At 44.5% G+C, this 20,347-nt stretch carries 21 protein-coding genes; 14 read left to right on the top strand and 7 right to left on the bottom strand.

What is annotated here, in order from left to right:
* Positions 1–76 precede the first annotated feature (76 nt).
* Positions 77–544 (top strand): HIT domain-containing protein, encoded by a 468-nt coding sequence (locus AB1S55_RS16675; protein ID WP_370979313.1) that lies wholly within the window; start codon positions 77–79, stop codon positions 542–544.
* A gap of 171 nt (positions 545–715) precedes the next feature.
* Positions 716–2,974 carry a hypothetical protein gene (locus tag AB1S55_RS16670; protein ID WP_370979312.1) on the top strand — a complete coding sequence of 753 codons (2,259 nt, stop codon included), beginning with the start codon at positions 716–718 and terminating at the stop codon, positions 2,972–2,974.
* A 150-nt stretch (positions 2,975–3,124) separates the two neighbouring features.
* Here AB1S55_RS16670 and AB1S55_RS16665 read toward each other — a convergent pair whose 3' ends face one another.
* The gene (locus tag AB1S55_RS16665; protein ID WP_370979311.1) at positions 3,125–3,511 is read right to left on the bottom strand and encodes an HU family DNA-binding protein; all 387 of its coding nucleotides are present in this window, start codon (positions 3,509–3,511) and stop codon (positions 3,125–3,127) included.
* A 549-nt stretch (positions 3,512–4,060) separates the two neighbouring features.
* Here AB1S55_RS16665 and AB1S55_RS16660 point away from each other — a divergent pair.
* Positions 4,061–4,303, top strand: a complete 243-nt coding sequence (locus AB1S55_RS16660) for an FmdB family zinc ribbon protein (protein WP_370979310.1) — start codon at positions 4,061–4,063, stop codon at positions 4,301–4,303.
* Positions 4,304–4,347: 44 nt separating this feature from the next.
* Positions 4,348–6,135, top strand: coding sequence for an aspartate--tRNA ligase (gene aspS, locus AB1S55_RS16655; RefSeq protein WP_370979309.1), 1,788 nt, complete (start codon positions 4,348–4,350; stop codon positions 6,133–6,135).
* Positions 6,136–6,208: 73 nt separating this feature from the next.
* Here aspS and AB1S55_RS16650 read toward each other — a convergent pair whose 3' ends face one another.
* Entirely contained in the window at positions 6,209–6,472 is a 264-nt protein-coding gene (locus AB1S55_RS16650) for a DUF4404 family protein (protein ID WP_370979308.1), read from the bottom strand.
* Positions 6,473–6,569: 97 nt separating this feature from the next.
* Entirely contained in the window at positions 6,570–6,770 is a 201-nt protein-coding gene (locus tag AB1S55_RS16645) for a (2Fe-2S)-binding protein (RefSeq protein ID WP_370979307.1), read from the bottom strand.
* Positions 6,771–7,016: 246 nt separating this feature from the next.
* Between AB1S55_RS16645 and AB1S55_RS16640 the strand changes: the two genes are divergently transcribed.
* Positions 7,017–7,328, top strand: a complete 312-nt coding sequence (locus AB1S55_RS16640; protein WP_370979306.1) for a cupin domain-containing protein — start codon at positions 7,017–7,019, stop codon at positions 7,326–7,328.
* Positions 7,329–7,366: 38 nt separating this feature from the next.
* Here AB1S55_RS16640 and AB1S55_RS16635 read toward each other — a convergent pair whose 3' ends face one another.
* Positions 7,367–7,957 carry a tRNA-uridine aminocarboxypropyltransferase gene (locus AB1S55_RS16635; protein WP_370979305.1) on the bottom strand — a complete coding sequence of 197 codons (591 nt, stop codon included), beginning with the start codon at positions 7,955–7,957 and terminating at the stop codon, positions 7,367–7,369.
* Between the two features lie 352 nt (positions 7,958–8,309).
* Between AB1S55_RS16635 and adk the strand changes: the two genes are divergently transcribed.
* From adk to AB1S55_RS16615, 4 genes are read left to right on the top strand one after another with little or no spacing between them, the layout of a single operon-like run.
* Positions 8,310–8,963: an adenylate kinase gene (gene adk / locus AB1S55_RS16630; protein WP_370979304.1), complete on the top strand. Its 654-nt coding sequence runs from the start codon at positions 8,310–8,312 to the stop codon at positions 8,961–8,963.
* Between the two features lie 15 nt (positions 8,964–8,978).
* On the top strand, positions 8,979–9,698 hold the full coding sequence (tsaB, locus tag AB1S55_RS16625; protein ID WP_370979303.1) for a tRNA (adenosine(37)-N6)-threonylcarbamoyltransferase complex dimerization subunit type 1 TsaB: 720 nt from the start codon (positions 8,979–8,981) through the stop codon (positions 9,696–9,698).
* Positions 9,699–9,744: 46 nt separating this feature from the next.
* The gene (locus tag AB1S55_RS16620; protein ID WP_370979302.1) at positions 9,745–10,545 is read left to right on the top strand and encodes an undecaprenyl-diphosphate phosphatase; all 801 of its coding nucleotides are present in this window, start codon (positions 9,745–9,747) and stop codon (positions 10,543–10,545) included.
* Positions 10,546–10,590: 45 nt separating this feature from the next.
* On the top strand, positions 10,591–11,880 hold the full coding sequence (locus AB1S55_RS16615) for a M18 family aminopeptidase (protein WP_370979301.1): 1,290 nt from the start codon (positions 10,591–10,593) through the stop codon (positions 11,878–11,880).
* Between the two features lie 87 nt (positions 11,881–11,967).
* Here the strand turns inward: AB1S55_RS16615 and AB1S55_RS16610 are convergent, their stop codons facing one another.
* Both AB1S55_RS16610 and AB1S55_RS16605 read right to left on the bottom strand, forming a co-directional pair.
* The gene (locus tag AB1S55_RS16610; RefSeq protein WP_370979300.1) at positions 11,968–12,945 is read right to left on the bottom strand and encodes a phospholipase A; all 978 of its coding nucleotides are present in this window, start codon (positions 12,943–12,945) and stop codon (positions 11,968–11,970) included.
* 57 nt (positions 12,946–13,002) lie between these two features.
* On the bottom strand, positions 13,003–13,980 hold the full coding sequence (locus AB1S55_RS16605; RefSeq protein ID WP_370979299.1) for an ion channel: 978 nt from the start codon (positions 13,978–13,980) through the stop codon (positions 13,003–13,005).
* Between the two features lie 259 nt (positions 13,981–14,239).
* Here AB1S55_RS16605 and AB1S55_RS16600 point away from each other — a divergent pair, with 259 nt between their 5' ends.
* Complete coding sequence (locus AB1S55_RS16600) at positions 14,240–15,007, top strand: putative porin (protein WP_370979298.1); 768 nt, start codon at positions 14,240–14,242, stop codon at positions 15,005–15,007.
* Positions 15,008–15,090: 83 nt separating this feature from the next.
* Here the strand turns inward: AB1S55_RS16600 and AB1S55_RS16595 are convergent, their stop codons facing one another.
* On the bottom strand, positions 15,091–15,663 hold the full coding sequence (locus AB1S55_RS16595) for a heme-binding beta-barrel domain-containing protein (protein WP_370979297.1): 573 nt from the start codon (positions 15,661–15,663) through the stop codon (positions 15,091–15,093).
* Positions 15,664–15,744: 81 nt separating this feature from the next.
* On the opposite strand from AB1S55_RS16595, the gene glpX reads away from it, so the two are divergent.
* The 4 genes from glpX (at position 15,745) to AB1S55_RS16575 (ending at position 20,283) form a co-directional block, all read left to right on the top strand.
* Positions 15,745–16,752 carry a class II fructose-bisphosphatase gene (gene glpX / locus AB1S55_RS16590; RefSeq protein WP_370979296.1) on the top strand — a complete coding sequence of 336 codons (1,008 nt, stop codon included), beginning with the start codon at positions 15,745–15,747 and terminating at the stop codon, positions 16,750–16,752.
* A gap of 99 nt (positions 16,753–16,851) precedes the next feature.
* Entirely contained in the window at positions 16,852–18,321 is a 1,470-nt protein-coding gene (locus AB1S55_RS16585) for an FGGY family carbohydrate kinase (RefSeq protein ID WP_370979295.1), read from the top strand.
* 38 nt (positions 18,322–18,359) lie between these two features.
* Positions 18,360–19,103 carry a glycerophosphodiester phosphodiesterase family protein gene (locus AB1S55_RS16580; RefSeq protein ID WP_370979294.1) on the top strand — a complete coding sequence of 248 codons (744 nt, stop codon included), beginning with the start codon at positions 18,360–18,362 and terminating at the stop codon, positions 19,101–19,103.
* Positions 19,093–20,283, top strand: coding sequence for an FAD-dependent oxidoreductase (locus tag AB1S55_RS16575; protein WP_370979293.1), 1,191 nt, complete (start codon positions 19,093–19,095; stop codon positions 20,281–20,283). Before AB1S55_RS16580 ends, AB1S55_RS16575 begins: the two co-directional genes overlap by 11 nt.
* The last annotated feature ends 64 nt before the right edge of the window (positions 20,284–20,347 follow it).

Below are 20,347 nucleotides of genomic sequence, written 5' to 3'. Positions count from 1 at the left end.
ATATTTACTCAGTGGCTATTGTCACTATGAGTTTTGGTCGCGTATTGTAATCGCGGACAGCAATAAGGAATAGCATATGTTTGAACTCCATTCACAATTAGCTGCAGATACCGTTGCGATAGGCCAGTTTCGCCTCTCTTTGGTTTTGTTGCACAAGGATGCTAACTTTCCTTGGGTTATCTTGGTGCCCAAGCGTGAGGCCATTCGTGAAATTTATCACCTAGATGAGGCAGACCAGGCTCAACTAATGCGAGAAAGTTCGCACTTAAGTGAGGTGCTTACCTCTATTTATGCGCCGGATAAAATTAATGTCGCCTCGTTGGGGAATATGGTACCGCAGTTGCATTTACATCATGTTGCTCGTTACGAAAGTGATGTGGCATGGCCTGGCGCTGTATGGGGCAACTTTATGCCTAAAAAATACAGTGAAGAAGAGCTTGAAAAGGTAGTGAGTCGTTTACGTTCATCTTTGAGTGGTGAGGATTTTGAAGCTGCAAGTAATGTTGAAGTAAGCTCTGTTTCTAGTGCGGGTTTTACGCCTTAGCCTATAGCAGCGGGCATGATTAGGCTCTTGTGTTCTTTTTAGCGCTTTGGGGGGAGGCGATTTTCCTATTATCTAAAACCTTTTATATAGGTCATTACCAAGCTCTATTCGCTCATGTAGCATAGCCTTATTCTTTGAGGTAAATCCAAGCATGGAAGTTGAGGTGCAGTAATGAATGATATCTCTCGGCGGCATTTACTTTTGGGCACATTACTTGTGTCATCGTCAAATGCCGCGCCATTGACTTCGGGGCCTGCTGGCTCTGAATTAGCTCAATCTAGCTCCACCTCTAATGACGTACTGCCTAACCTTGGCCATGTTTTTCGAGGGGTTTTTGCTTCAGGTATTGAAATCACTCACAACTATGAGGTCTTACGTTTTGAAACGGGGCTTTATCGTTGTGTTTCTCCGCTGCCTCACACTACCGATTCTAATTCTCCTGGTAGTGACTCGGGTAAATGGCAGCGTATTTCGAATATCGATCTGCTCACATTTTCTAGTGTTTCATCGATGGCTGATGCCTCTTGGTTGCTTGAGGGGGATGTCGTTAATACGCAGGATCGAAATGGTTTAGGTTTGGGGGGCGGGGGAAAATACCTTATTACTGCTGATGGTGTTGCTAACGGCTTTGATAAGCTTCAGCTGCAAAATGATTTAGTCGCGGTATTACAGCCTGATAGTGATGGCTTTGTTAACTCGTTACAGTTTGGTGCAGTTGATGACTGTAGTTCTACTTATTATTTTGGTGTAGAGCCTAGTGGCACTGATTCAACCGCAGCCTTAAAAGCTATGTTTGAATCTGGCAACTACAAACGTTGTCGTTTGGGGCGCTCTAGAGGCGGCTCCGGTGTTTATTTGGTCGCTGATACACTTACGCCCACTCCTATGTTTATTGATGGTGCTAAGTGCATTATTCATGGTGATTGGGTAGATCAATCCAAATCCATTGTTGTGTGTAAAAAACAAAATGGGCAGATTTGGAGTTCTTTTACCTTGCGTGGTTCTTCTTATATGCCTCAGGCGGGCATTGAGTTCAAAAAACCCGATAATCAGGCTATGACGCTGCAAAATGTAGCTGCACAGAACTGCCGTTATGGTGCTTATTTGGCTGAGGGTGAGTGTGTTAATCGCTTAAGGATAATCAATTGCAACTTCCATGGTTTATTTGGAGGCATTCATTTTGATTCTTTTGCTAGAACCAATGCTTACGACCAGTCTGCGCCTATTTTTATCGAAGATACCATTATTAATGGTTGTGGTTTGCCGCAAAAATCTAATTGGTGGAATGAAAATACTGCGCGATATAAAGGGGTTAAGGTTATTAAGTCTTCAGATCCTCGTTATGGGCGCAGCTTGTATTTAAGGGGCTTTAACAATGTATTGTGGCGGGGAGGGCAGATATCAGATCACAGTGAGAACCGCTTGCTTAATCACATCTGCTGTGAGCGAGTAAATGCAATAACCTTTACTGATCCCGACTTAGAGATTGTTCGTACGCCAGTTGATATGCATGGTAAAGATATTGTTGACGCCAATACCGAAGAGCTTCTGGATGCTTTTGATGAGGAAGATGTTTTTTCAGGCTGTGTTTCGGTTTTTAGTGACTGTACCCTCGTTAAATTCTCCGTGCCTCATACATGGGCCTTAAAAAATCAGGTTTTCCTTCGTCTTGTGAACTCGGCTCAAGGCAGCGAGATAAATCTGCCGCATGCAGATAATATTGAGTGTAAGTATTTATTTGATGCTCTACCTGTAGCTGCGGATCGACGTGCTGCTGTAAAAGTAAATAACCTTAGTCGCTGTAGTACTCGATCCTTTAAGCACATTCATGCTTCCTCCATGATTTCTACATTGCACTTGGGAAGCTTGACTGGGGCTTGTATAAAGCCTAGTGCTAACTCGGATGGGCGAGCCTTTTCTCACTTTGATCAAGGTACTTTGGCGCATGGTAAGGCTGATAATGAGCGTTTTTATGCCTTGGTTAATGCGCAGTATGCCCCTTTTGAGGACCCCCTAGCGGTACAAACTGAAGGGCCTAAAAGAGTCCCCTGTTCTGTCACTTACCCAAGTTTAGGTATTAAAAAGGTATTGCTGAAGTGTTTGCTTATAAAGCGTAGTTTTACTGGCAGTATTGTTGCTGTTTTGTCTTTTTATGATTCTGCCGATCGGTATTTAAGCCATGTGGAGCGGCAGTTGATACCTGATACTTATATAAGCGAGGGTGAGGTTTCGGATATATATCTACAGGCGGAACAGCCTAGAAAGAGCTCATATTTTAAGCTTGGGTTTGTGTGCCGAGAGCAGAACAAAGCCGTTGATGCTGAGCTTTCTATGATTCCGGTTAATGGTGAGTTGGTTGCTGCAACCGTCTTTGATATATCGGAATCCAGCTCCCTTGTGATGGGCGTGCAGCGCTCACTTATCTATTAGTACTGACTTGTTTTAAACTGAAGCTGTCTGGTTAAGGGGCGTGTGGTTTTGGCCCTTATAAACGTATTGGGGGGCAAGGGCTTGTTGCGAGGAGTTGCTTTCGTGTTTTCGAAGGCTAGCCGCTAAGAGTGGCTAACCTTCAAGAAAAGCTTATTCAGCCATTTCTTTGAGTTTCTTAAGCGGGCGAAGCTTAACTTGAATGCTGGCAGGCTTGGCAGCAAAAGTAGTTTCTTCACCGGTAAAGGGGTTGATGCCCTTGCGTGCTTTACGTGCAGGTTTCTTAACCGTCACAACTTTGAATAGACCAGGCATAACAAACTCGCCACAGGCGCGCTTTTTGATGTGGCCTTCCATAATATCGCTAAGCTCTTCCAATACAGCAGACACTTGCTTTTTGGTGAGTTCAGTGTTTTCAGAAATTTGAGTCAAAATTTGAGTCTTTGAATAGCGCTCACGAATCGCTTTGATCTTTTTTTCTGCTGGTGCAGCTTTTTTTGCTGGTGCTTTTTTTACTGGAGCTTTTTTACGAGCGGCCATGAGTTCCCCTTTAGAGTAACTGGTTGTACTTGTGATGGTTTGTATAAATGAGGGAGCTTCTGCCTCCCTGTTGCAACCTTAAATAAAGCATTGTTGCAATATTCAGTCCTTATTGTTGGTCTTCTGTAAGTCTACTGCAGTGAGTAGGTATGGAGACCTCAGTGCCTTGTAGGCCACATAGAAAACTAGGCCTAAACATAGAGGAATTGAGGGGCAGAGGCAATATCTCTTTGTCTAAAAAGCCCTAATTTACGGTTTTTTTTTCTTTGATGGGCTTGAAACTACTTATTACAGGTCTTGGTGCCTACTTGGCTTGTGTTTGTCTATATCCTGGCGTGAATCTCTCTTAGTTGGCACTGCTAAGCTTGCTGGTAATGCTAGCACTGTAGGCTTGTTCTTCATCGATTCTCTTGCGTCTCATACTTTGTCTATGCGCTGTGCTGGTTTATAATGCCGCGCCTTTTAATAGTCTGTTTCCGTAGTCGGTGACTCGCACCTTTAGGAATCCGTCTATTTACGAAGATCAACCTCGTTTTAAGCTAGTGTGTTATGCCTATATACGAATATGAATGTAAGTCTTGTGGTCATGTACTCGAAGCCTTACAAAAAATGAGCGATAAGCCTTTGGTGGAATGTCCCAAATGCGCTTTGCCTGAGCTCAATAAGAAAGTCTCTGCCGCTGCTTTTCGCTTGAAAGGTGGTGGTTGGTATGAGACGGATTTTAAATCGGGCAAGAAAAAGAATTTAGCTGGTGATGCTGGTAGTTCCAGCAATAGCAGTAAATCGGCGTAAGTCAGACGCCACCGAGCAAATAATTTACATAATTGGAATTCAACATGCGCAGTGTTTACGGCGGAACTCTTAATAAAAGCAATTTAGATCAGGAAGTCACTTTGTGCGGCTGGGTTGATCGTCGCCGTGATCACGGTGGTGTTATCTTTATCGACTTGCGTGATCGCGAAGGTATTGTTCAGGTGGTTTTTGACCCCGATGCAGCTGAAAACTTTGCTAAGGCGGACTCAGTTCGCTCTGAATATGTATTACAGGTTAAAGGTAAGGTGCGCGCGCGCTCTGAAGCCACGGTTAACCCGAATATGGCCACCGGTGAAGTTGAAGTCTATGGTTTAGACCTTGAAGTGCTGAACAGCGCTGAAACCGTACCTTTTCAACTAGACGGCCACACCAATGTGGGTGAAGAGGTGCGATTAAAGTATCGCTACTTGGACCTTCGTCGTCAGGCTATGCAAGAGAACTTGCGTTTGCGTTCCAAGGTCACTAACGAAATTCGTAACTATCTTGATGATAACGGTTTCTTGGATATTGAAACCCCGATTTTGACTCGTGCTACCCCAGAAGGTGCGCGTGATTACTTAGTGCCTTCGCGTACTCATGAAGGTCAGTTCTTTGCCTTGCCTCAGTCGCCGCAGTTATTTAAGCAGTTGTTAATGGTCAGTGGTTTTGACCGTTATTACCAGATTGCTAAATGTTTCCGTGACGAAGATTTGCGCGCGGATCGTCAGCCAGAATTTACTCAGATCGATATTGAAACTTCGTTTATGGACGAAGAGCAGATCATGAGTGTGACTGAAGGCATGATTCGTAAGCTATTCAGCGAAATCAAAGGCGTTGAGTTGGGTGAATTCCCGCGCATGCCTTATGCCGAAGCGATGGAGAAATACGGTTCAGATAAGCCTGATATGCGTATTCCGCTTGAGATGGTTGAAGTTAAAGACCTGTTGAAAGACGTTGAATTTAAAGTTTTTGCCGCCCCTGCGAACGATCCAAAATGTCGTGTTACTGCGATGCGTGTACCCAACGGTGCATCTATTGCGCGTAAGAAAGTGGACTCTTACACCAAGTTTGTTAGCGAGTACGGTGCTAAAGGTTTGGCTTACATTAAGATCAATGACATTACAGATCTTGAGAACGGCTTGCAGAGCCCTATCGTTAAGTTTTTGCCACTTGATGTTGTTAAAGCTTTATTAGAGCGTGTTGGGGCAGAAACGGGCGACTTGGTATTCTTTGGTGCCGATACTCACAAAGTCGTTAGCGATGCCTTAGGCGCTTTGCGTTGTAAGTTGGGTGAAGACTTAGATCTTTACACTTGTGAGTGGTCTCCGCTTTGGGTTGTGGACTTCCCAATGTTTGAAGAGCTTGACGGTGGCGCTTTAACCGCACTTCATCACCCATTTACAGCACCTTCGTGTTCACCTGAAGAGCTGGCAGCAGAGCCGGCTACAGCACTTAGCCGCGCTTATGACATGGTGCTTAACGGTACTGAGTTAGGTGGTGGTTCAGTTCGTATTCATGACCAAGCCATGCAAGAGACCGTATTTGGCATTCTGGGCATTGAAAAAGAAGAGCAGGAAGAGAAATTTGGTTTCCTACTGGATGCACTTAAATACGGTGCGCCACCACACGGCGGTTTGGCTTTTGGCCTTGATCGTTTGATTATGTTGATGACTGGCTCTGACAGTATTCGCGATGTGATTGCCTTCCCTAAAACGCAAACAGCGGCTTGTGTTATGACGGATGCGCCGGGCGCGGTAGATACTAAGCAGTTAAATGAATTGAACATTCGTTTAAAAGCAAAGGCGAAACCTGAAGAGAAAAAAGAAGCGTAAGCCTTCTATTTATTGCGTCTTACAGGAAAAGGCCTGCAGTGGAAGCTGCAGGCCTTTTTTGTTTGTAGGATCCTTAAATACCCATATTGGAGAGTGTGACTAATACTCGATTGACGCTGTCGGTGAGTTCAGGGTGCTCCGTTTCAAAACGTTGCAGCATTTTAGGCAAGTCTCTCAGGTCATGGTCTTCAGGTATGTTGCTGGGGTGCTCAAGCTCATGGTTCAGTTCATCGATAAGGTGATCGATTTTATGCTGTACGTGCTGCTCAGCGGCTTGCAGGCAGCTAAGCTCTTCTTGTAGCTCTTTGAGATCTTGCCCTAGTTGGTTAATAGGCATTGCTGGCCTCCCCCTTATGCAGATAGCTTAAGTTTAGACTAGAGTTTTTGGCTTTGGGCTTGTGATTAAGGCAGGGGCGCTGGGCGTGTCGTTTAACTTAGGCGGGTTGGTATAATAGCTGGTCTTCAGTGCTGCTGCGGGCACTGGCTTTAACTAGTTTTTTTGCTTCACATGCACACGAGCCGCATACTGTCGCTACACCAAGGCTTTCACGAACTGCGCGAAAGCTGCCATCGCCTTCATCGGCGGCTTGCTTGATTTGGCTGTCTGTAATGGCTTTGCAAAGGCAAACGTACATATATTAATAGCTGCTTGTGTTTGTAAACGTCTTTTAAGCCAACGATTTTGTTTGGCTTTTAACTTAAATCAATCGTTGTTACAAATGTTAATAGGAATGATTCTTGGTAAGCTTAGCTTTTGATTGCTTATTAGTCAATATTAATTCTCATTTAGATTGTCTGAGTGATGTAAATCAAGCCTTTGTTAACCTGTTTTTAATCCTCCAGTTAGAGTCGGGTTTGGTTTAAACGGAATAGGAGGAGCAATGGATAATATTTTTTCTGCCCTGCCGGGCTATCAGGCAGATGAGCAGTTTGTCAGCTTGTTAAAAACGCAAACCGTACATATTGAGCGTATCGTTTCTTTGGGGCACTGTTCGGAGCCCGGCTTTTGGTATGAGCAGGAGCATAATGAATGGGTGATATTACTAAGCGGTAGTGCGGTACTTGAATTTGATGGTGGTAGTAAGCAGAATTTAATAGCGGGTTCTTATATGTTGATTCCTGCAGGTCGTCGGCATCGAGTGCATGCAACAGCGAAAGGTGAGCAGAGTGTATGGCTTGCCGTGCACTATTAGTTGTGAACTCGTGATATTGGCTGCTAGTGATTCACGCCTTATTTAGGTGCTTGTTTAAAGTGAGATTGGCGCAAGTCAAAGAGGGTTTGTAAGGCTTGGGTGTCGAGCTTGGGTTCGCAAACAGTTAGGGTGTGTTGTACGCATTCCAGTGTCGATAAAGCATGTTTGACTGAGCTTGCACGGGCATAGCGTCCCTTTATTCCTTCCAGTTTGTACTGCGGCAACTGATGTAGCCACTGGTTCAGTTGCCACATTTTATAGGCTTTTCTCCACGTTGCATCAATCACAATCAAGCGATGGCCTTGAGCGGTAGAAGGGATGTGAGATATGGGCTCCGCTACTTCAGATGGGTAGAGTACGGCCCACGGTTGTGCTTGCGCTGGCTTTAGTTGTTCTTTTCTTAGTTCTTCTCTGAGCTCGGCGAAGTCGTGAGCTTGCTCGCCAAGCCAAAGCCTAACTTGTTGTGGAAAGCTTAATTTAAGTAAAAAAGCGGTGTTTTTTGCGGCTTTACTCTCCTGTGGGTGCTGTAAGATCTCAATTTGAGTAAGGCAGTGTTGAGGCTTAACAGCACTGCAAACACAAGTGCGCATAGGGAGTTGACACTGTTCGCAGTAGCTGCGTTTTTTCATTTTAGGTAAATCTTCAAAAACGTGGCAGCATAACAGCGCTTAATGTCTTGGAAAAGTGTTTGAGGCGGCGCAAAAGCTCGACGATAGAATAGGCGCCAAACTTGTTAAAGTAGGCCTCGATGTGTATGGTTACGCCCTCAAATTTGGTGGGTTCTACGTAGCTTCTATGCAGCCGCTAGATCAGCAACTGTGTGTTACTTTATTTGTTCTATAACTCACTGATTTAATTGGTTTATTTCTGCCTCAGTACAGCCAGCGGGTGCTGGGGTGTCGGTTTTACCGTTGTTTGTGTAAAACCCAACTAAGCTGGATGCATCGGCAGGTGCAAGTCATAACCGGAGGATATCCACACATGCGAGTAATTTTGTTGGGCGCGCCAGGCGCAGGTAAAGGTACACAGGCAAAGTTCATTATGGACGAGTTTGGTGTTCCTCAAATTTCGACTGGTGACATGCTGCGAGCTGCGGTTAAAGCAGGCAGCCCTCTGGGTTTAAAAGTAAAAGATATTATGACCACCGGCGGTCTTGTAAGCGATGAGATTATTATCGACTTAGTTAAGGAGCGCATTACACAAGAAGACTGTAAAAATGGTTTCTTGTTTGATGGTTTTCCTCGCACTATTCCTCAGGCCGAAGCGCTGCAAGCGTCTGGTGTCGAGATTGAGCATATTCTTGATATTAATGTTGAAGACGAAGAAATTGTTCAGCGTTTAAGTGGACGTCGTGTGCATGAAAGCTCAGGTCGCGTTTACCATGTTGTTTACAACCCTCCTAAGATTGAAGGTCAAGACGATGAAACAGGTGAGCCACTTGTTCAGCGTGAAGATGATAAAGAAGAAACCGTGCGCAAGCGTTTAGCCGTTTATCATGAACAAACTGAACCTTTGGTTGAGTTTTACAGCAAGCTAGCTGAAGACGGTGAGTCTGCCTGTAAATACAGTCGTGTAGAAGGTGTTGGCGCACTTGACGACATCAAACAGGCTGTTTTTAACGCATTACGTGCTTAATTAGTTGACGATACGATGGAGCAGAACCTACTCGCTATTGATAGCTCTTCTGAGGGCTGTTCTATCGCATTAAACATTGCAGGCCAGTGTTTTACACTGGTCAGCGAAGAGCCGCGCACTCATGCGCGCAGCTTGTTGCCGATGATCGACAAGCTACTGCAAGAACAACAATGCCCACTTTCAAAGCTCGATGCCATTGCCTTGGTGCACGGTCCTGGGTCATTTACCGGTATTCGTATCGCCTTAAGTGTTGCTCAGGGTTTGGCATATGGCGCCAAGCTACCCTTGATCGGTCTTAGCTCCTTGCGTTGTTTGGCTGAACGAGCCATTCGCCACATATTACCTCAAGCTCCGGTGTCTTTCGTTTGCGCTATAGATGCCCGTATGCAAGAAGTGTATTGGGCGGTATATGACTACGACGGCGAGGCATTAACTCAGAGCTCCGCTGAAGCAGTTTCGAGTTATGAGCAGTTTAATCAAGCTGTTGCCGCTCTTGCCAAGCCTGTAGTTGGTATTGGCTCGGCTTTTGCTCTGCCTGAAATAGAGTTAGGGTGTTTTGAGTCTTCTTATGCTGAGCTTGAACCGAGCGCAGAAGCGCTTATTCAGGCTCTCGAGTGTGAGCCTGACTTTAATGCTTTAACATCTACTGTTATGGAGCTCGAGCCATTATATTTACGCAACGAAGTGGCTTGGCAAAAGCGCCAGCGCATTCGTACTAAAGCTCCTAACTTTTAAATTTAAGTTTATACCTACGCATTAAACCCAACTAAGAGTTTTGAATATGGATATTGTGCATGCGCTTGTTCTTGCATTAATTCAAGGTGTCACGGAGTTTCTTCCTATCTCAAGTTCGGGGCATTTGATATTGCCCAAAGAGGTACTTGGTTGGCCCGATCAGGGCTTGGCTTTTGATGTTGCTGTGCACGTTGGTACGTTAGCTGCGGTTGTTTTGTATTTTCGTCGTGACTTAGCTGCCATTATTGTTGGTGGCCTAAAAAGTTGTACCGGTGATTTTAGCGATAGTAATGCCAAACTTGCTTGGATGATTGTATTTGCGACGATTCCGGCTGGTTTAGCGGGTTTATTGTTTAACGACTTTATCGAGGCTCATCTTCGCTCTACTGCTGTCATTGCAAGTACCACCATTGTTTTTGGTTTATTGCTTGCTTTTGCAGATAAAACAGCTGCTTTTAATAAAGATTTACTGAGCTTGGGTATTAAAGCCGCGTTAATTATCGGTTGTGCGCAGGCTTTAGCTTTAATTCCTGGGACATCCCGTTCAGGCATTACCATTACAGCAGCCTTATTACTTGGCTTTAACCGTGAGTCAGCAGCTAAGTTTTCGTTTTTAATGTCAGTGCCTATTATTGTTTTGTCCGGAGGCTTTAAAGGCTTAGAGCTTTTAGAAGGGCACAGTGTCGACTGGCTTGCGATTGGCGTTGGCGTGTTGGTATCTGCGGTGAGTGCGTATTTATGTATTCACTACTTTTTAAGCTTTATTAATCGCCTCGGAATGATGCCATTTGTATGGTATCGCTTAGCTCTGGGAGCGGCTTTATTGTTAATGCTCGCCTTGGCTTAAGCTGGCTCTTTGTAGATTTGTCATACATATAAAAAGGAAGGCAGAGTGAAAACAGATATCGATGGCTTGTTAAGCTTTATTAATGCATCTCCAAGTCCTTATCATGCTACTCATAATTTAGCGGCGTTATTTGATTCAGCTGGTTTTCAACGCTTAGATGAAAAGCAAGCTTGGACGCTTGAGCAGGGAGGGCGTTATTTTTATACCCGTTCAGATGCAAGCTTTGTCGCTTTTACTGTTGGCCAGCAGTTGGTCTCTAATGGAATAAGGTTATTGGGTGCCCACACGGATAGCCCTTGTTTAAAAGTAAAACCAAGCCCTGAGCTTAATCAGCGTGGTTACAGTCGCCTTGGTGTTGAGGTTTATGGCGGCGCCTTATTAAATCCGTGGTTTGATCGTGATTTAAGTTTGGCTGGCAGAGTTAGTGGTTTAGACCAGCATGGGCAACTTGTATCGGTATTAATCAATTTCGAAAAAGCAATTGCAACGATTCCTAGTCTCGCAATTCATTTAAATCGCGAAGCTAATAGCAACAAAAGCGTTAATGCACAAAAAGAAATGAATGCCTTGTTGTGCAATTTACGTAAAGATTTTAGCTTTCGAGATTTACTACTGGCTCAAGTCACGGCTGAGCATCCAGAATGCGGCATGACAGAGGTGCTTGATTTTAACCTTAGCTTTTACGATGTGCAGGCTCCTGCGTGTATTGGTTTACATGAGGAGTTTATTGCCAGTGCCCGCTTAGACAATTTACTGAGCTGCTGGTTGGGAGCGGATGCCTTACTTAATTCTGATGGCAATCAGAGTGTGATTTTGATGTGTAATGATCACGAAGAAATTGGTTCTCGCACCGAAAGTGGCGCGCAGGGCACTTTGCTGAATGACTTACTTGCTCGTTTGTTGCCAGACTCGAGTGAGCGTCAACAAGCACTGCGCAACTCTTTGATGTTTAGTATCGATAACAGTCACGGTGTTCACCCTAATTACGCAGATCGACACGATGAGAAGCACGGGCCTGTCATTAATCAGGGGCCTGTTATTAAGTTTGACGCTGACCAAAGTTATGCCACAAGCAGTGATACTGCCGCCTTTGTGCGTTGCTTGGCGGCTCAGGAGCCGAAGCTTAAGTTACAGAGCTTTGTGACACGCGCAGATATGCGTTGTGGCTCGACAATTGGCCCTTTAACCGCGGCTAACACAGGTATCAAAACCGTTGATATTGGCAATGCACAATTTGCAATGCACAGCTGTCGCGAGCTTGCGGGCGTAGAGGATGCACATATCATGCGAGAGCTGCTTAATCGCTTTTTGCTCTGTGAGTCTATCCCTTTTTAGCCATATTTAACTCCTTTTTATACTCCGCCTCTTCGCTTATGCGCCCTGAATTAAGGGCGCAAATAACGCTTTGGTGATTTCGCTTTTTTAAAGCCAGTCGGCAACAACAAAACCGAGTGAGTAGCGTTCGGAGCGGTGATCATAATTCAGCATGGTCTCACCGTAGCCATTAAAATACATCATATACGCTTTAACCTTTTCGCCCATTGGTATCGACCAAGTTAGCTCCACCGCGCCTTTGTTATCGGTTCTTAAATTGTTTCTTAACATCATGGCGACAGTATGCTGGCCAAAGGCTTTAGCACTAATGAATTCAAAATTGCCCATATATTGCTCAATATCTGGGTTATTGTCTTTCTCTTCATCCTCCGGGACGCGAATCCAGGGTTTGATACTGAACATGTAGTCTTTCCAGTCGGTAGCGGCTTCGACATAAAAACGGTTCCAGCTTCGAGAAACGGGGTCACTGCGTCCGTTACTTTGATGAACAAATCCGCCGCGGACTCTACTTAGGCGAGTGTTGCCAAGCTGATATTGTTCGGGCTTCCACTCTAGCCAAACTTCTGGTTCGTGGTTGATGTCGCGAAAAGGCGCACTTATATCGCTGTTATAGGCCTGCCAAAAGGAGCGGTTTGTATAAGCAGCAAATAAGCTAACAGGTTTATCGGCTATGTCTGTCCATAGTGGGAATTTAACACTGACTTGAAATTGTATTTCAATGTCTTGCAGGGGGCTGTTTTCAAGTTCGTCATGTCGCTTAAGATTGTGGTTTTTGTTGTAAGACAGCGGCATTACGTAGTTGGGTTTATGAGCTGTTAGTGAGTAAGGGTCGTAGAGGCTGCGCTGCTCATCGGCTTGGCGAAACTCGTTTGCTGTTGCATTTGGCCCGCTCAATGCCTCATTTTCTTTACATATCTGGTGGATTTTGTCTGTTGTTAAATGACTCCGCTGTTGAACAAACTCGAGCACGCAACTTTCGTAGCTTTGTTTGGTTTGTTCGGAGCTTATATCGGCTAGGCAGAAAAAACTATGTCCGAATAGAAGGGCTGCAATAAGTACTTTCATGGTGTTGGGCTTGTTGGAATGCAAATCGTAAGCCTACCACTGGAGTACTTAAATTCGCTAGCGCGTCATTTTCTTCACAAAAACAACAACAAATAAAGCAAGTGTAAAGCTACCAATAAAAGCTTCTAATGCTGCAAACAGTCTTGTTATTCCAATGGGGCTTAAATCGCCATAGCCTAATGTGGTAAACGTGACAACACTAAAATAAAGCACCTGTAAAAAATGGCTAAGGTTTTGCCTTAGGCTGGCCTTGCCATCGATTTGTATAAGTTCGTCGCCGGCACTGACTCCGGCAATAAAGTAGAGTAGTGAAAACGTAAGAATAATAACAAAAGAGAATAGTACGACTCGGACGGGTTCTTCACCATAGCCGCAAAAAAGATCTACAAGTTTGGATAGTGCTCGTTTAAGGCTAAATTTTGGTAATTGAAGACGGCGCATCACCATTTCTTTTTGGAAAAACAACCCAGCGTTTTCAAATAAGCCTTGGCTTTCCATGATTCTACGCAAATTGCGATAGACTTCTTCGGCTTGTTCAAGCAGATCATTTTGTTCGCAAGAACCATTTTGATGCTGTTGTGCAAGGTGCTCTTGTTTGACGGCCTGCGACCAATTGACATTGTCGAGCTTAGCTCCTTCTAAATTGATGCCTAGAAGGTTGGTATCGCATAGGGATGAGCGATTTAGATTTGCGTGGTTTAAGTCGGCTTTCATCAACGAAGAGCCGTCTAATCTGAGGTTGAATAAGTGAGAATAGCTAAGGTTGGCACGATAAAGATCTGCATGTTTTAGTTCGTAGCCCAGCGCACTCCCATGGTGCACTAAATCGATGCCTTGTAAATTCGCCTTACGTAAGCAAAAGCCTATCATAGGCTTTCCGCTTCGAGCTCTTTGTTCTAATTTTTTGATCAGTTGTTGGTCGTGTTTGTCTTCACTTGTGTCGTGCCAGAAGCACTTCTCGCCTTTGTATATAGGCTCATCACAGTATTCTGAGTTAGGACCTCGATACTGGCAGTGCTTTAATTCTGAAGGCATGGTAAGTCTCTGGTGTGGCTCTATATCCAGAGTTTAGCCAAAAAGCGATCCATCATTGAGTTTGTTTTTTGCCCTAAAAAAAGACGCTACATTCTGTTTGTGTTACTTTTGGTGCCATTATTTCACTTTTATGAAGGAATTTGGTTTTAAATGTTACAACCTAGTGCTACCCTTGCACCGATTTTGGGCTGCAGGCTCGGAACGTAAGGGCACTAGGGGTGTAGCCTAGGCTTTAGAAATTATTACAAAGGAAGAGACAATGAAAAAGTTAGCATTAGCGACCGCCACTCTAGCAGCGATGGCTGGCACTAGCGCATTTGCCGCAGATACTTACCGTGCAGAAGTAGGTGTTGGATACGATCAAATTAGTCCTGATGGCGGTGACGATATTGGTAATTACAACATCTATGGCGATTTTTACTTTAAAGAAGTAGACACTAGCAAAGGGCCTTTAGCTGAAGCAGCTTTTTTAGATAAGGCTTCTAATGTTGGTCTAACTTATGCTGACTCTGATGTTGACGGTTCTAAAGCAGCAATTACTCTTGACACTCGCATCGTACTAGGTGAAAAGTGGATCATTGAGGCGGCATATACCGACCATGATGAAACCTCTATCTATAATATCGCCGGTGGTTTATACATCACTGATAACGTAGATTTAGTAGTAAACTATGCAGACCGTGATACTGCTAGTGATTTGGGTGTAAAAGCTCATGGTGTTCACAGTGTAGGTTCTGCTGATGCAGCTATCGCTTGGACTGGTGGTTATACAGAAACTTCTTATGATGCTGATATTGACAATGTTGGTGTACTTGCTGGAGATTTCACTTATTACTTTAATAAGATGCTTGGCCTAGGTGTTAATGCTGCTTTTGCTAGTGATGGTGATGACAACACAAATACATATGGCATTCATGCCGATTGGTTTGTAGTTAATAACGTTGAATTATCAGCTAAGTACTCAATGACTTCGAGTGATTTTGCTGATACAAGCATGTTAGGTGTTGCAGCGTTAGTTCGTTTCTAAACCGAGCAGTGTTAGAGCCGAGCGTATGTTTCAAAGCACACGCTCGGTTTTCCTTTTTGTAATACTTTTCCTTTCCTCTCGTTCTAATCCGCATAATGTAAGCGTGTTAACGTGCTTGCGTCTTTATGTGCAAAGTCTTTCCCGTAAATAAATAGCGACGTCGTTTGTTCGTAACTTAAGCTATTGCCATCCAAAATGAGTTTGTGCTCAAAAGCTTTGGTTTGAGCTTTTTCTTTCATAAAGGGGCTTTGAGCAATAGTAAAGTCATTGGCTTTTGCATCGGCACGTACTTTAAAAATAAGCTTGCCGGCATCACTTTGTAAACGCCCACCTGCTAAGAGAGTGACTCCTCTAGGGATGCTTAAGGAGTGCATAATCAAGCCGGTTTTTGCTTCGTAAATCCAGTGGCCAATTTGTTCATGAAACACCTCCCCATTACTGTTTTTACGAACAGTATGTAGGTAGCGTAATGACACAAGCTCTTGCTCTTCGGCGTTATCAGCAGGCCCCGATGGTGTGAAAATCAGTTCATCGCTATAACTATTTTGGTCTTCGCCATCGGGTTCTGGTGCAATATCGAGGCCTCGTGAACCGTTCCAAGTGCCAATTAGTCCAGCTAAAGGACCGTAGTCCACCCCGTTAATGACTGTGCTCATTTTGTCTTCCTTATCAAATTTGTCGTTTGTGCCTATGCTACCATGCGCGCCTTAAATCAAGATATATAACTAGGTGTGCTGATGAATCCTGATCTCGCGTTGCATTTTTCTCGTGTTACAGAAGAGGCGGCGCTTGCTGCTTATAAATGGTTGGGCCGAGGTGATAAAAATACGGCCGATGCTGCCGCTGTCGAGGTAATGCGTTTATTGTTAAATCAAGCGCAAATGAGCGGTGAGATTGTCATCGGTGAGGGGGAAATTGATGAGGCGCCAATGTTATATATCGGTGAAAAACTCGGCCTCGGTGGTGAGCCTGTCGATATCGCAGTAGACCCTATCGATGGCACTCGGATGACGGCGATGGGGCAGGGTGGGGCTGTTGCTGTGTTGGCTGCTGCTGAGCAAGGCGGGCTACTTAAAGCGCCTGACATGTATATGGAAAAGCTTTGTGTTGGTCCTGCAGGCAAAGGTGTTATTGATTTACAGCGCCCTGTTGTTGAAAACGTGAAGCTTGTTGCCAAAGCGATGAATAAAAAGTTGGAAGACATGACCTTGGTCACTCTGGCAAAGCCTCGTCACGAGGCTTTAATTAGTGAGCTTCATCACTTGGGGGTGAGGGTTTTTGCTCTACCGGATGGTGATGTTGCCGCTTCGTTATTGTGTTGTTTTGAGGACAGTGATGTCGATCTGATGTATTGCATGGGCGGGGCGCCGGAGGGGGTTATCTCTGCAGCAGCAATGCGAGCTTTAGGTGGTGATATGCAGGCTAGGCTTGTGCCCCGTACTGAAGCTAAGGGTGGTGCAGAGGAGAATGTTCGACTTGAAAATCAGGAGCGTGAACGTTGTTCGGCTATGGGGGTTTTAATCGATCATGTTTTACCGCTAGAAGCTTTAGTTGCTACAGACCAAGTTGTTTTTAGTATGAGTGGAATCACTAAAGGTGAATTAGTAGATGGAGTGCAGAGAAATGGTGATATGGCAACGACCGAAACCGTGGTTGTTAGCGGTGCTTCTGGCACTGTGCGTCAAATTAAAAGCCGTCATCACTTAGAGCGTAAAAGTGAGGACATTCAGTCCCTAGTTCGTTAATTTCTCCTCCTTATTTCATAAGCCATAAGCTCTTGAAGGGCGAGCTTTTGTTTGAGCTGAGAACTTTGCCTCCTGCTATTCTTTAGCAGGGAGGCGCTTATGGCTCAAGTTGTGCTGGTTGTTGATGTTGGTACTCATGCTGTTCGAGCAGCACTAATGAGTCGTACTGGCTGTCAGCAGCAAGTATCGAGAGAGCTTTTTTTCTCTTCTTATATCGACTCTCATGTTGAGCAAGATGCAAACATGTTGTGGCAGGCTCTTCAAGCTTGCTTGGTCGATATTTCAAAATATGCCGCAGACTGTGAGAACATGGTACTTGTGTGTCAGCGTTCTTCTGTTCTCTGCTGGTCAAAGCCAGATGGCTGTGATGACTCCTATGCGGCTTTAAGTCCTGTTTTAAGTTGGATGGATAGGCGCACGCAAGCTTCTCTTTTAGCCTTGGATGCTGAGCAAAAAGCTTATATTCACTCAGCTACGGGCCTACAGATTTCCCCCTACTATGGTGCAAGCAAAATAGCTTATTTGCAGGCGCAGACTTCTTACGGAAATGCTTCTTGCCAATACGGTCCACTTGCTGCTTGGCTTACTTCTCGTCTATGTCGCCTATGTCAAGCGGTTTGTGATGAGAGTAATGCTGCAAGAACTCTACTTTGGAAGCCGAAAATACGTAATTGGGATGAGCGGCTCAGCGCTATTTTCAAACTTGATAAGAGTATTTTACCTAAACCTGTCCCGGTTAGTTATAAGTATGGCAGTGTTGATCTTAAGGGGCGGCCGCTTACTTTATCGGCGGTTACTGGTGATCAAAATGCAGCCTACTATGCACTTATTTGTGCTGCCCGTAATAGTCAGCTTGCAGCGCCTTTATTGCTCAATATCGGAACAGGGGCGTTTATTATAGGGGGCTCTTCTCAGCACTTGGCATCCTCATCATTGCTTAAAACCATGTATTTTAGCGATGCTTCTTGCTGTCGATTTGCAGATGAGGCTTGTATTAATGGAGCGGGAGCAGCCATTACAAGCTTTCTAAGTAATGAAAAGCTTGTAAATGGTGAAGATGAGTTCTTTGAGCTTGCACAGAGTTTTATGCTATCTGAGCCTTTGGATTGTGTGTGTTTAAACAAGGTCGGAGGTCTAGGTAGCCCGTGGTGGCAAGCTAAGCGACAGAGAAATAGTGGACTTGAGCTAGAATTCGTCGATTTAGCAAGTAAAGATGAATATGCCGGTGGTGCTGAGGGCTTACCTCATCGTGCACGAGCCTTGTTGGAGAGTGTTGCTTTCTTAATACTCGAAAATTTGCAGTTTTTTCCTGGGCATTCAGATGTTTATATCAGTGGTGGTTTGGCCCGCTGTCAGTATCTTGTGGAGGTGATAGCAACACTTTCAAAACAAAAGATTTATTGTCTCCATGTTTATGAATTGGGGCTAATGGGGGGCGCTGCTTTGGCTGGGCTTGACTATACTTTTGACGATTATCCAAGTAGCTGTATTGCAGCGAATACAGGTGCTAGACCTGCATTAAAAGATAGGCAGGCCCGTTGGCGAGATTGGATGCCTGATTACGGCTAAGTGTATTTAAACTCATTTTTGAAGCTTAAGAGGTGTCGATGAAGTTTGTTGCTCATCGTGGTTTGGCGCAGTATTACCCAGAAAACACCTTGCTTGCTTTACGTAAGGCCTTAGAGCTTGGGGTTTATGCTGTTGAGTGCGATGTGCAGTGCAGTGCCGAGGGAGACCTGTTTTTATTACACGATTTGGGCTTGGGGCGCACATCAGAATGTCATATGGAGCTGACATCACTTAGCTCTTCACAAGCACGTCGTATAAGTGTGCATGAACCTAAGCGCTTTGGTGAATCGTTTAAACCTACTCTCTTAAATGACTTGTTCCAAGTTTTTGATTTATTGGCAAACTTCCCTGAACAATATTTATTTCTTGAAGTTAAGAAAGAGGTGTTTGCTTCGCAGTCTCATACTCGGCTTATTAAGCGCTTAGAAGATCAGCTAAAGCATAGTTTTTCTGGTTTTAATATTACTCAGCTGATTGTTATCTGTTACGACTTTGATTTCTTGGTTGAGCTGAAATCTTGTATGCCAAAGCTAAAAGTAGGTTGGGTATTAACAGCTTTTGATGCTGAGAGTCAGGTTTTGGCTGAACGCTTAGGCCCTGATTTTTTAATATGTAATGAGCGCAAGCTAGGTGCTGAATTATGGGCGGGGAGTTGGCAGTGGCTGATTTACGATATATGCGACCTGCATAAGGCCAAACGGTTGCAGCAGATGGGAGTGAATTTTATTGAGAGTTGGGATGTGAAGACACTTATGAGTCAGTGGCGAGCACATGAGTTCTGAGCAGCATTACGATGTTGTCATTATTGGCGCAGGTATACTTGGTTCAGGTATTGCTCAAGCTTGTGCGCTTCAAGGTTGGTCTACCTTAGTTTTAGAAAAAGCTGCAGAGCCTGCTACTGGCGCATCGAGTAAAAGCTCGAAGTTAATTCATGGCGGCCTGCGGTATTTAGAGAGTCTGCAGTTTAAGCTTGTTTACACCTGCTTAAGGGAGAGGCGCTTATTGTGTGCTTTAGCGCCTAGGCTTGTGCGTTTAAAGCAATTTAGTCTTCCTGTTTATAAAAGCTCGTCTCGCTCTGTTGTTTGGGTGGCCTTGGGGCTTTTTCTTTATTGGGCTCTTGCAGGTTTTCGTCGTGATGCTGGTTTTAGTGTGTGCCTATTCAGAGCTGCTCGGCGTAAAGCTGAAACGCTGGGTTTAAAAACGGAAGGCCTGCGGGCTTTGTTTTTTTATTATGATGCGCAAGCAGATGACAGGGCCTTGACCAAGGCGGTCTTGAAGTCTGCGCAGAAGTTGAATGCGCAAGTGCGTTTTTCAGAACAAATCAAAGCAGTAACAAAGCTAAAGCATGGCTTTAGGCTTAATTTGCAAAGTGGTTCTAGTGTTATTACGCGCTCATTGGTGAATGCGGCGGGCCCTTGGGTTCAGGATGTACACGCCTTATTAAATTTGACCACACAAGAGTTACCGGTCTCTTTGGTAAAAGGTAGTCATCTATTGATTAATGAGAATAAGTGTAAGGCTTATTATTATCTTGAGGCTCCGCAAGATAAGCGGCCGTTTTTTGTTTTGCCTTGGAAGGGGAAGTTACTGCTTGGTACAACAGAGTCATTGAGTGCTACTGCTGATGTGTCTTGTACGTCCGATGAACGTTTATATTTATTGGGTGCGCATAATTATTATTTTCCGAACTCCCAAGTATTAGAAAAAGATGTCGTTGCTTCTTTTTCTGGTGTCAGAGTACTGCCTATTAATAGGGGGGCTTCAAATACAAACCATACTTTAAATAGTAGAAGTAGAGATAGTTTTTTGTGGGTTGATTCAGATTTAGCTGGTTATTGGGCAGTTTGTGGCGGCAAGCTCACAGAGTACCGTGCAATTGCTGAGTTGATCCTGCCTGAAATTGCAGCGTCTTTAAAAAAGGGCTCTAGGCTAAAGAGCACCCGAAGGTTGTTGATCGATTAATACTTTTAAGTTTTACCCCTAAGCCCATGGCGGTTATGCATATAACCGCCATGGGCTTAGGGGT

The organism is Agaribacterium sp. ZY112 (genome assembly GCF_041346925.1).
In the GTDB taxonomy this organism is placed as follows: domain Bacteria; phylum Pseudomonadota; class Gammaproteobacteria; order Pseudomonadales; family Cellvibrionaceae; genus Agaribacterium.
This window is presented reverse-complemented; position numbering and strand designations above follow the sequence as displayed.

Coding starts and splice junctions, on each gene's coding strand:
- AB1S55_RS16610 (WP_370979300.1), bottom strand. CDS start 12,945: ATGAAAGTACTTATTGCAGCCCTTCTATTCGGACATAGTTTTTTCTGC.
- AB1S55_RS16600 (WP_370979298.1), top strand. CDS start 14,240: ATGAAAAAGTTAGCATTAGCGACCGCCACTCTAGCAGCGATGGCTGGC.
- AB1S55_RS16675 (WP_370979313.1), top strand. CDS start 77: ATGTTTGAACTCCATTCACAATTAGCTGCAGATACCGTTGCGATAGGC.
- AB1S55_RS16670 (WP_370979312.1), top strand. CDS start 716: ATGAATGATATCTCTCGGCGGCATTTACTTTTGGGCACATTACTTGTG.
- AB1S55_RS16665 (WP_370979311.1), bottom strand. CDS start 3,511: ATGGCCGCTCGTAAAAAAGCTCCAGTAAAAAAAGCACCAGCAAAAAAA.
- adk (WP_370979304.1), top strand. CDS start 8,310: ATGCGAGTAATTTTGTTGGGCGCGCCAGGCGCAGGTAAAGGTACACAG.
- AB1S55_RS16645 (WP_370979307.1), bottom strand. CDS start 6,770: ATGTACGTTTGCCTTTGCAAAGCCATTACAGACAGCCAAATCAAGCAA.
- AB1S55_RS16660 (WP_370979310.1), top strand. CDS start 4,061: ATGCCTATATACGAATATGAATGTAAGTCTTGTGGTCATGTACTCGAA.
- aspS (WP_370979309.1), top strand. CDS start 4,348: ATGCGCAGTGTTTACGGCGGAACTCTTAATAAAAGCAATTTAGATCAG.
- AB1S55_RS16620 (WP_370979302.1), top strand. CDS start 9,745: ATGGATATTGTGCATGCGCTTGTTCTTGCATTAATTCAAGGTGTCACG.
- glpX (WP_370979296.1), top strand. CDS start 15,745: ATGAATCCTGATCTCGCGTTGCATTTTTCTCGTGTTACAGAAGAGGCG.
- AB1S55_RS16595 (WP_370979297.1), bottom strand. CDS start 15,663: ATGAGCACAGTCATTAACGGGGTGGACTACGGTCCTTTAGCTGGACTA.
- AB1S55_RS16585 (WP_370979295.1), top strand. CDS start 16,852: ATGGCTCAAGTTGTGCTGGTTGTTGATGTTGGTACTCATGCTGTTCGA.
- tsaB (WP_370979303.1), top strand. CDS start 8,979: ATGGAGCAGAACCTACTCGCTATTGATAGCTCTTCTGAGGGCTGTTCT.
- AB1S55_RS16635 (WP_370979305.1), bottom strand. CDS start 7,957: ATGAAAAAACGCAGCTACTGCGAACAGTGTCAACTCCCTATGCGCACT.
- AB1S55_RS16580 (WP_370979294.1), top strand. CDS start 18,360: ATGAAGTTTGTTGCTCATCGTGGTTTGGCGCAGTATTACCCAGAAAAC.
- AB1S55_RS16650 (WP_370979308.1), bottom strand. CDS start 6,472: ATGCCTATTAACCAACTAGGGCAAGATCTCAAAGAGCTACAAGAAGAG.
- AB1S55_RS16640 (WP_370979306.1), top strand. CDS start 7,017: ATGGATAATATTTTTTCTGCCCTGCCGGGCTATCAGGCAGATGAGCAG.
- AB1S55_RS16575 (WP_370979293.1), top strand. CDS start 19,093: ATGAGTTCTGAGCAGCATTACGATGTTGTCATTATTGGCGCAGGTATA.
- AB1S55_RS16605 (WP_370979299.1), bottom strand. CDS start 13,980: ATGCCTTCAGAATTAAAGCACTGCCAGTATCGAGGTCCTAACTCAGAA.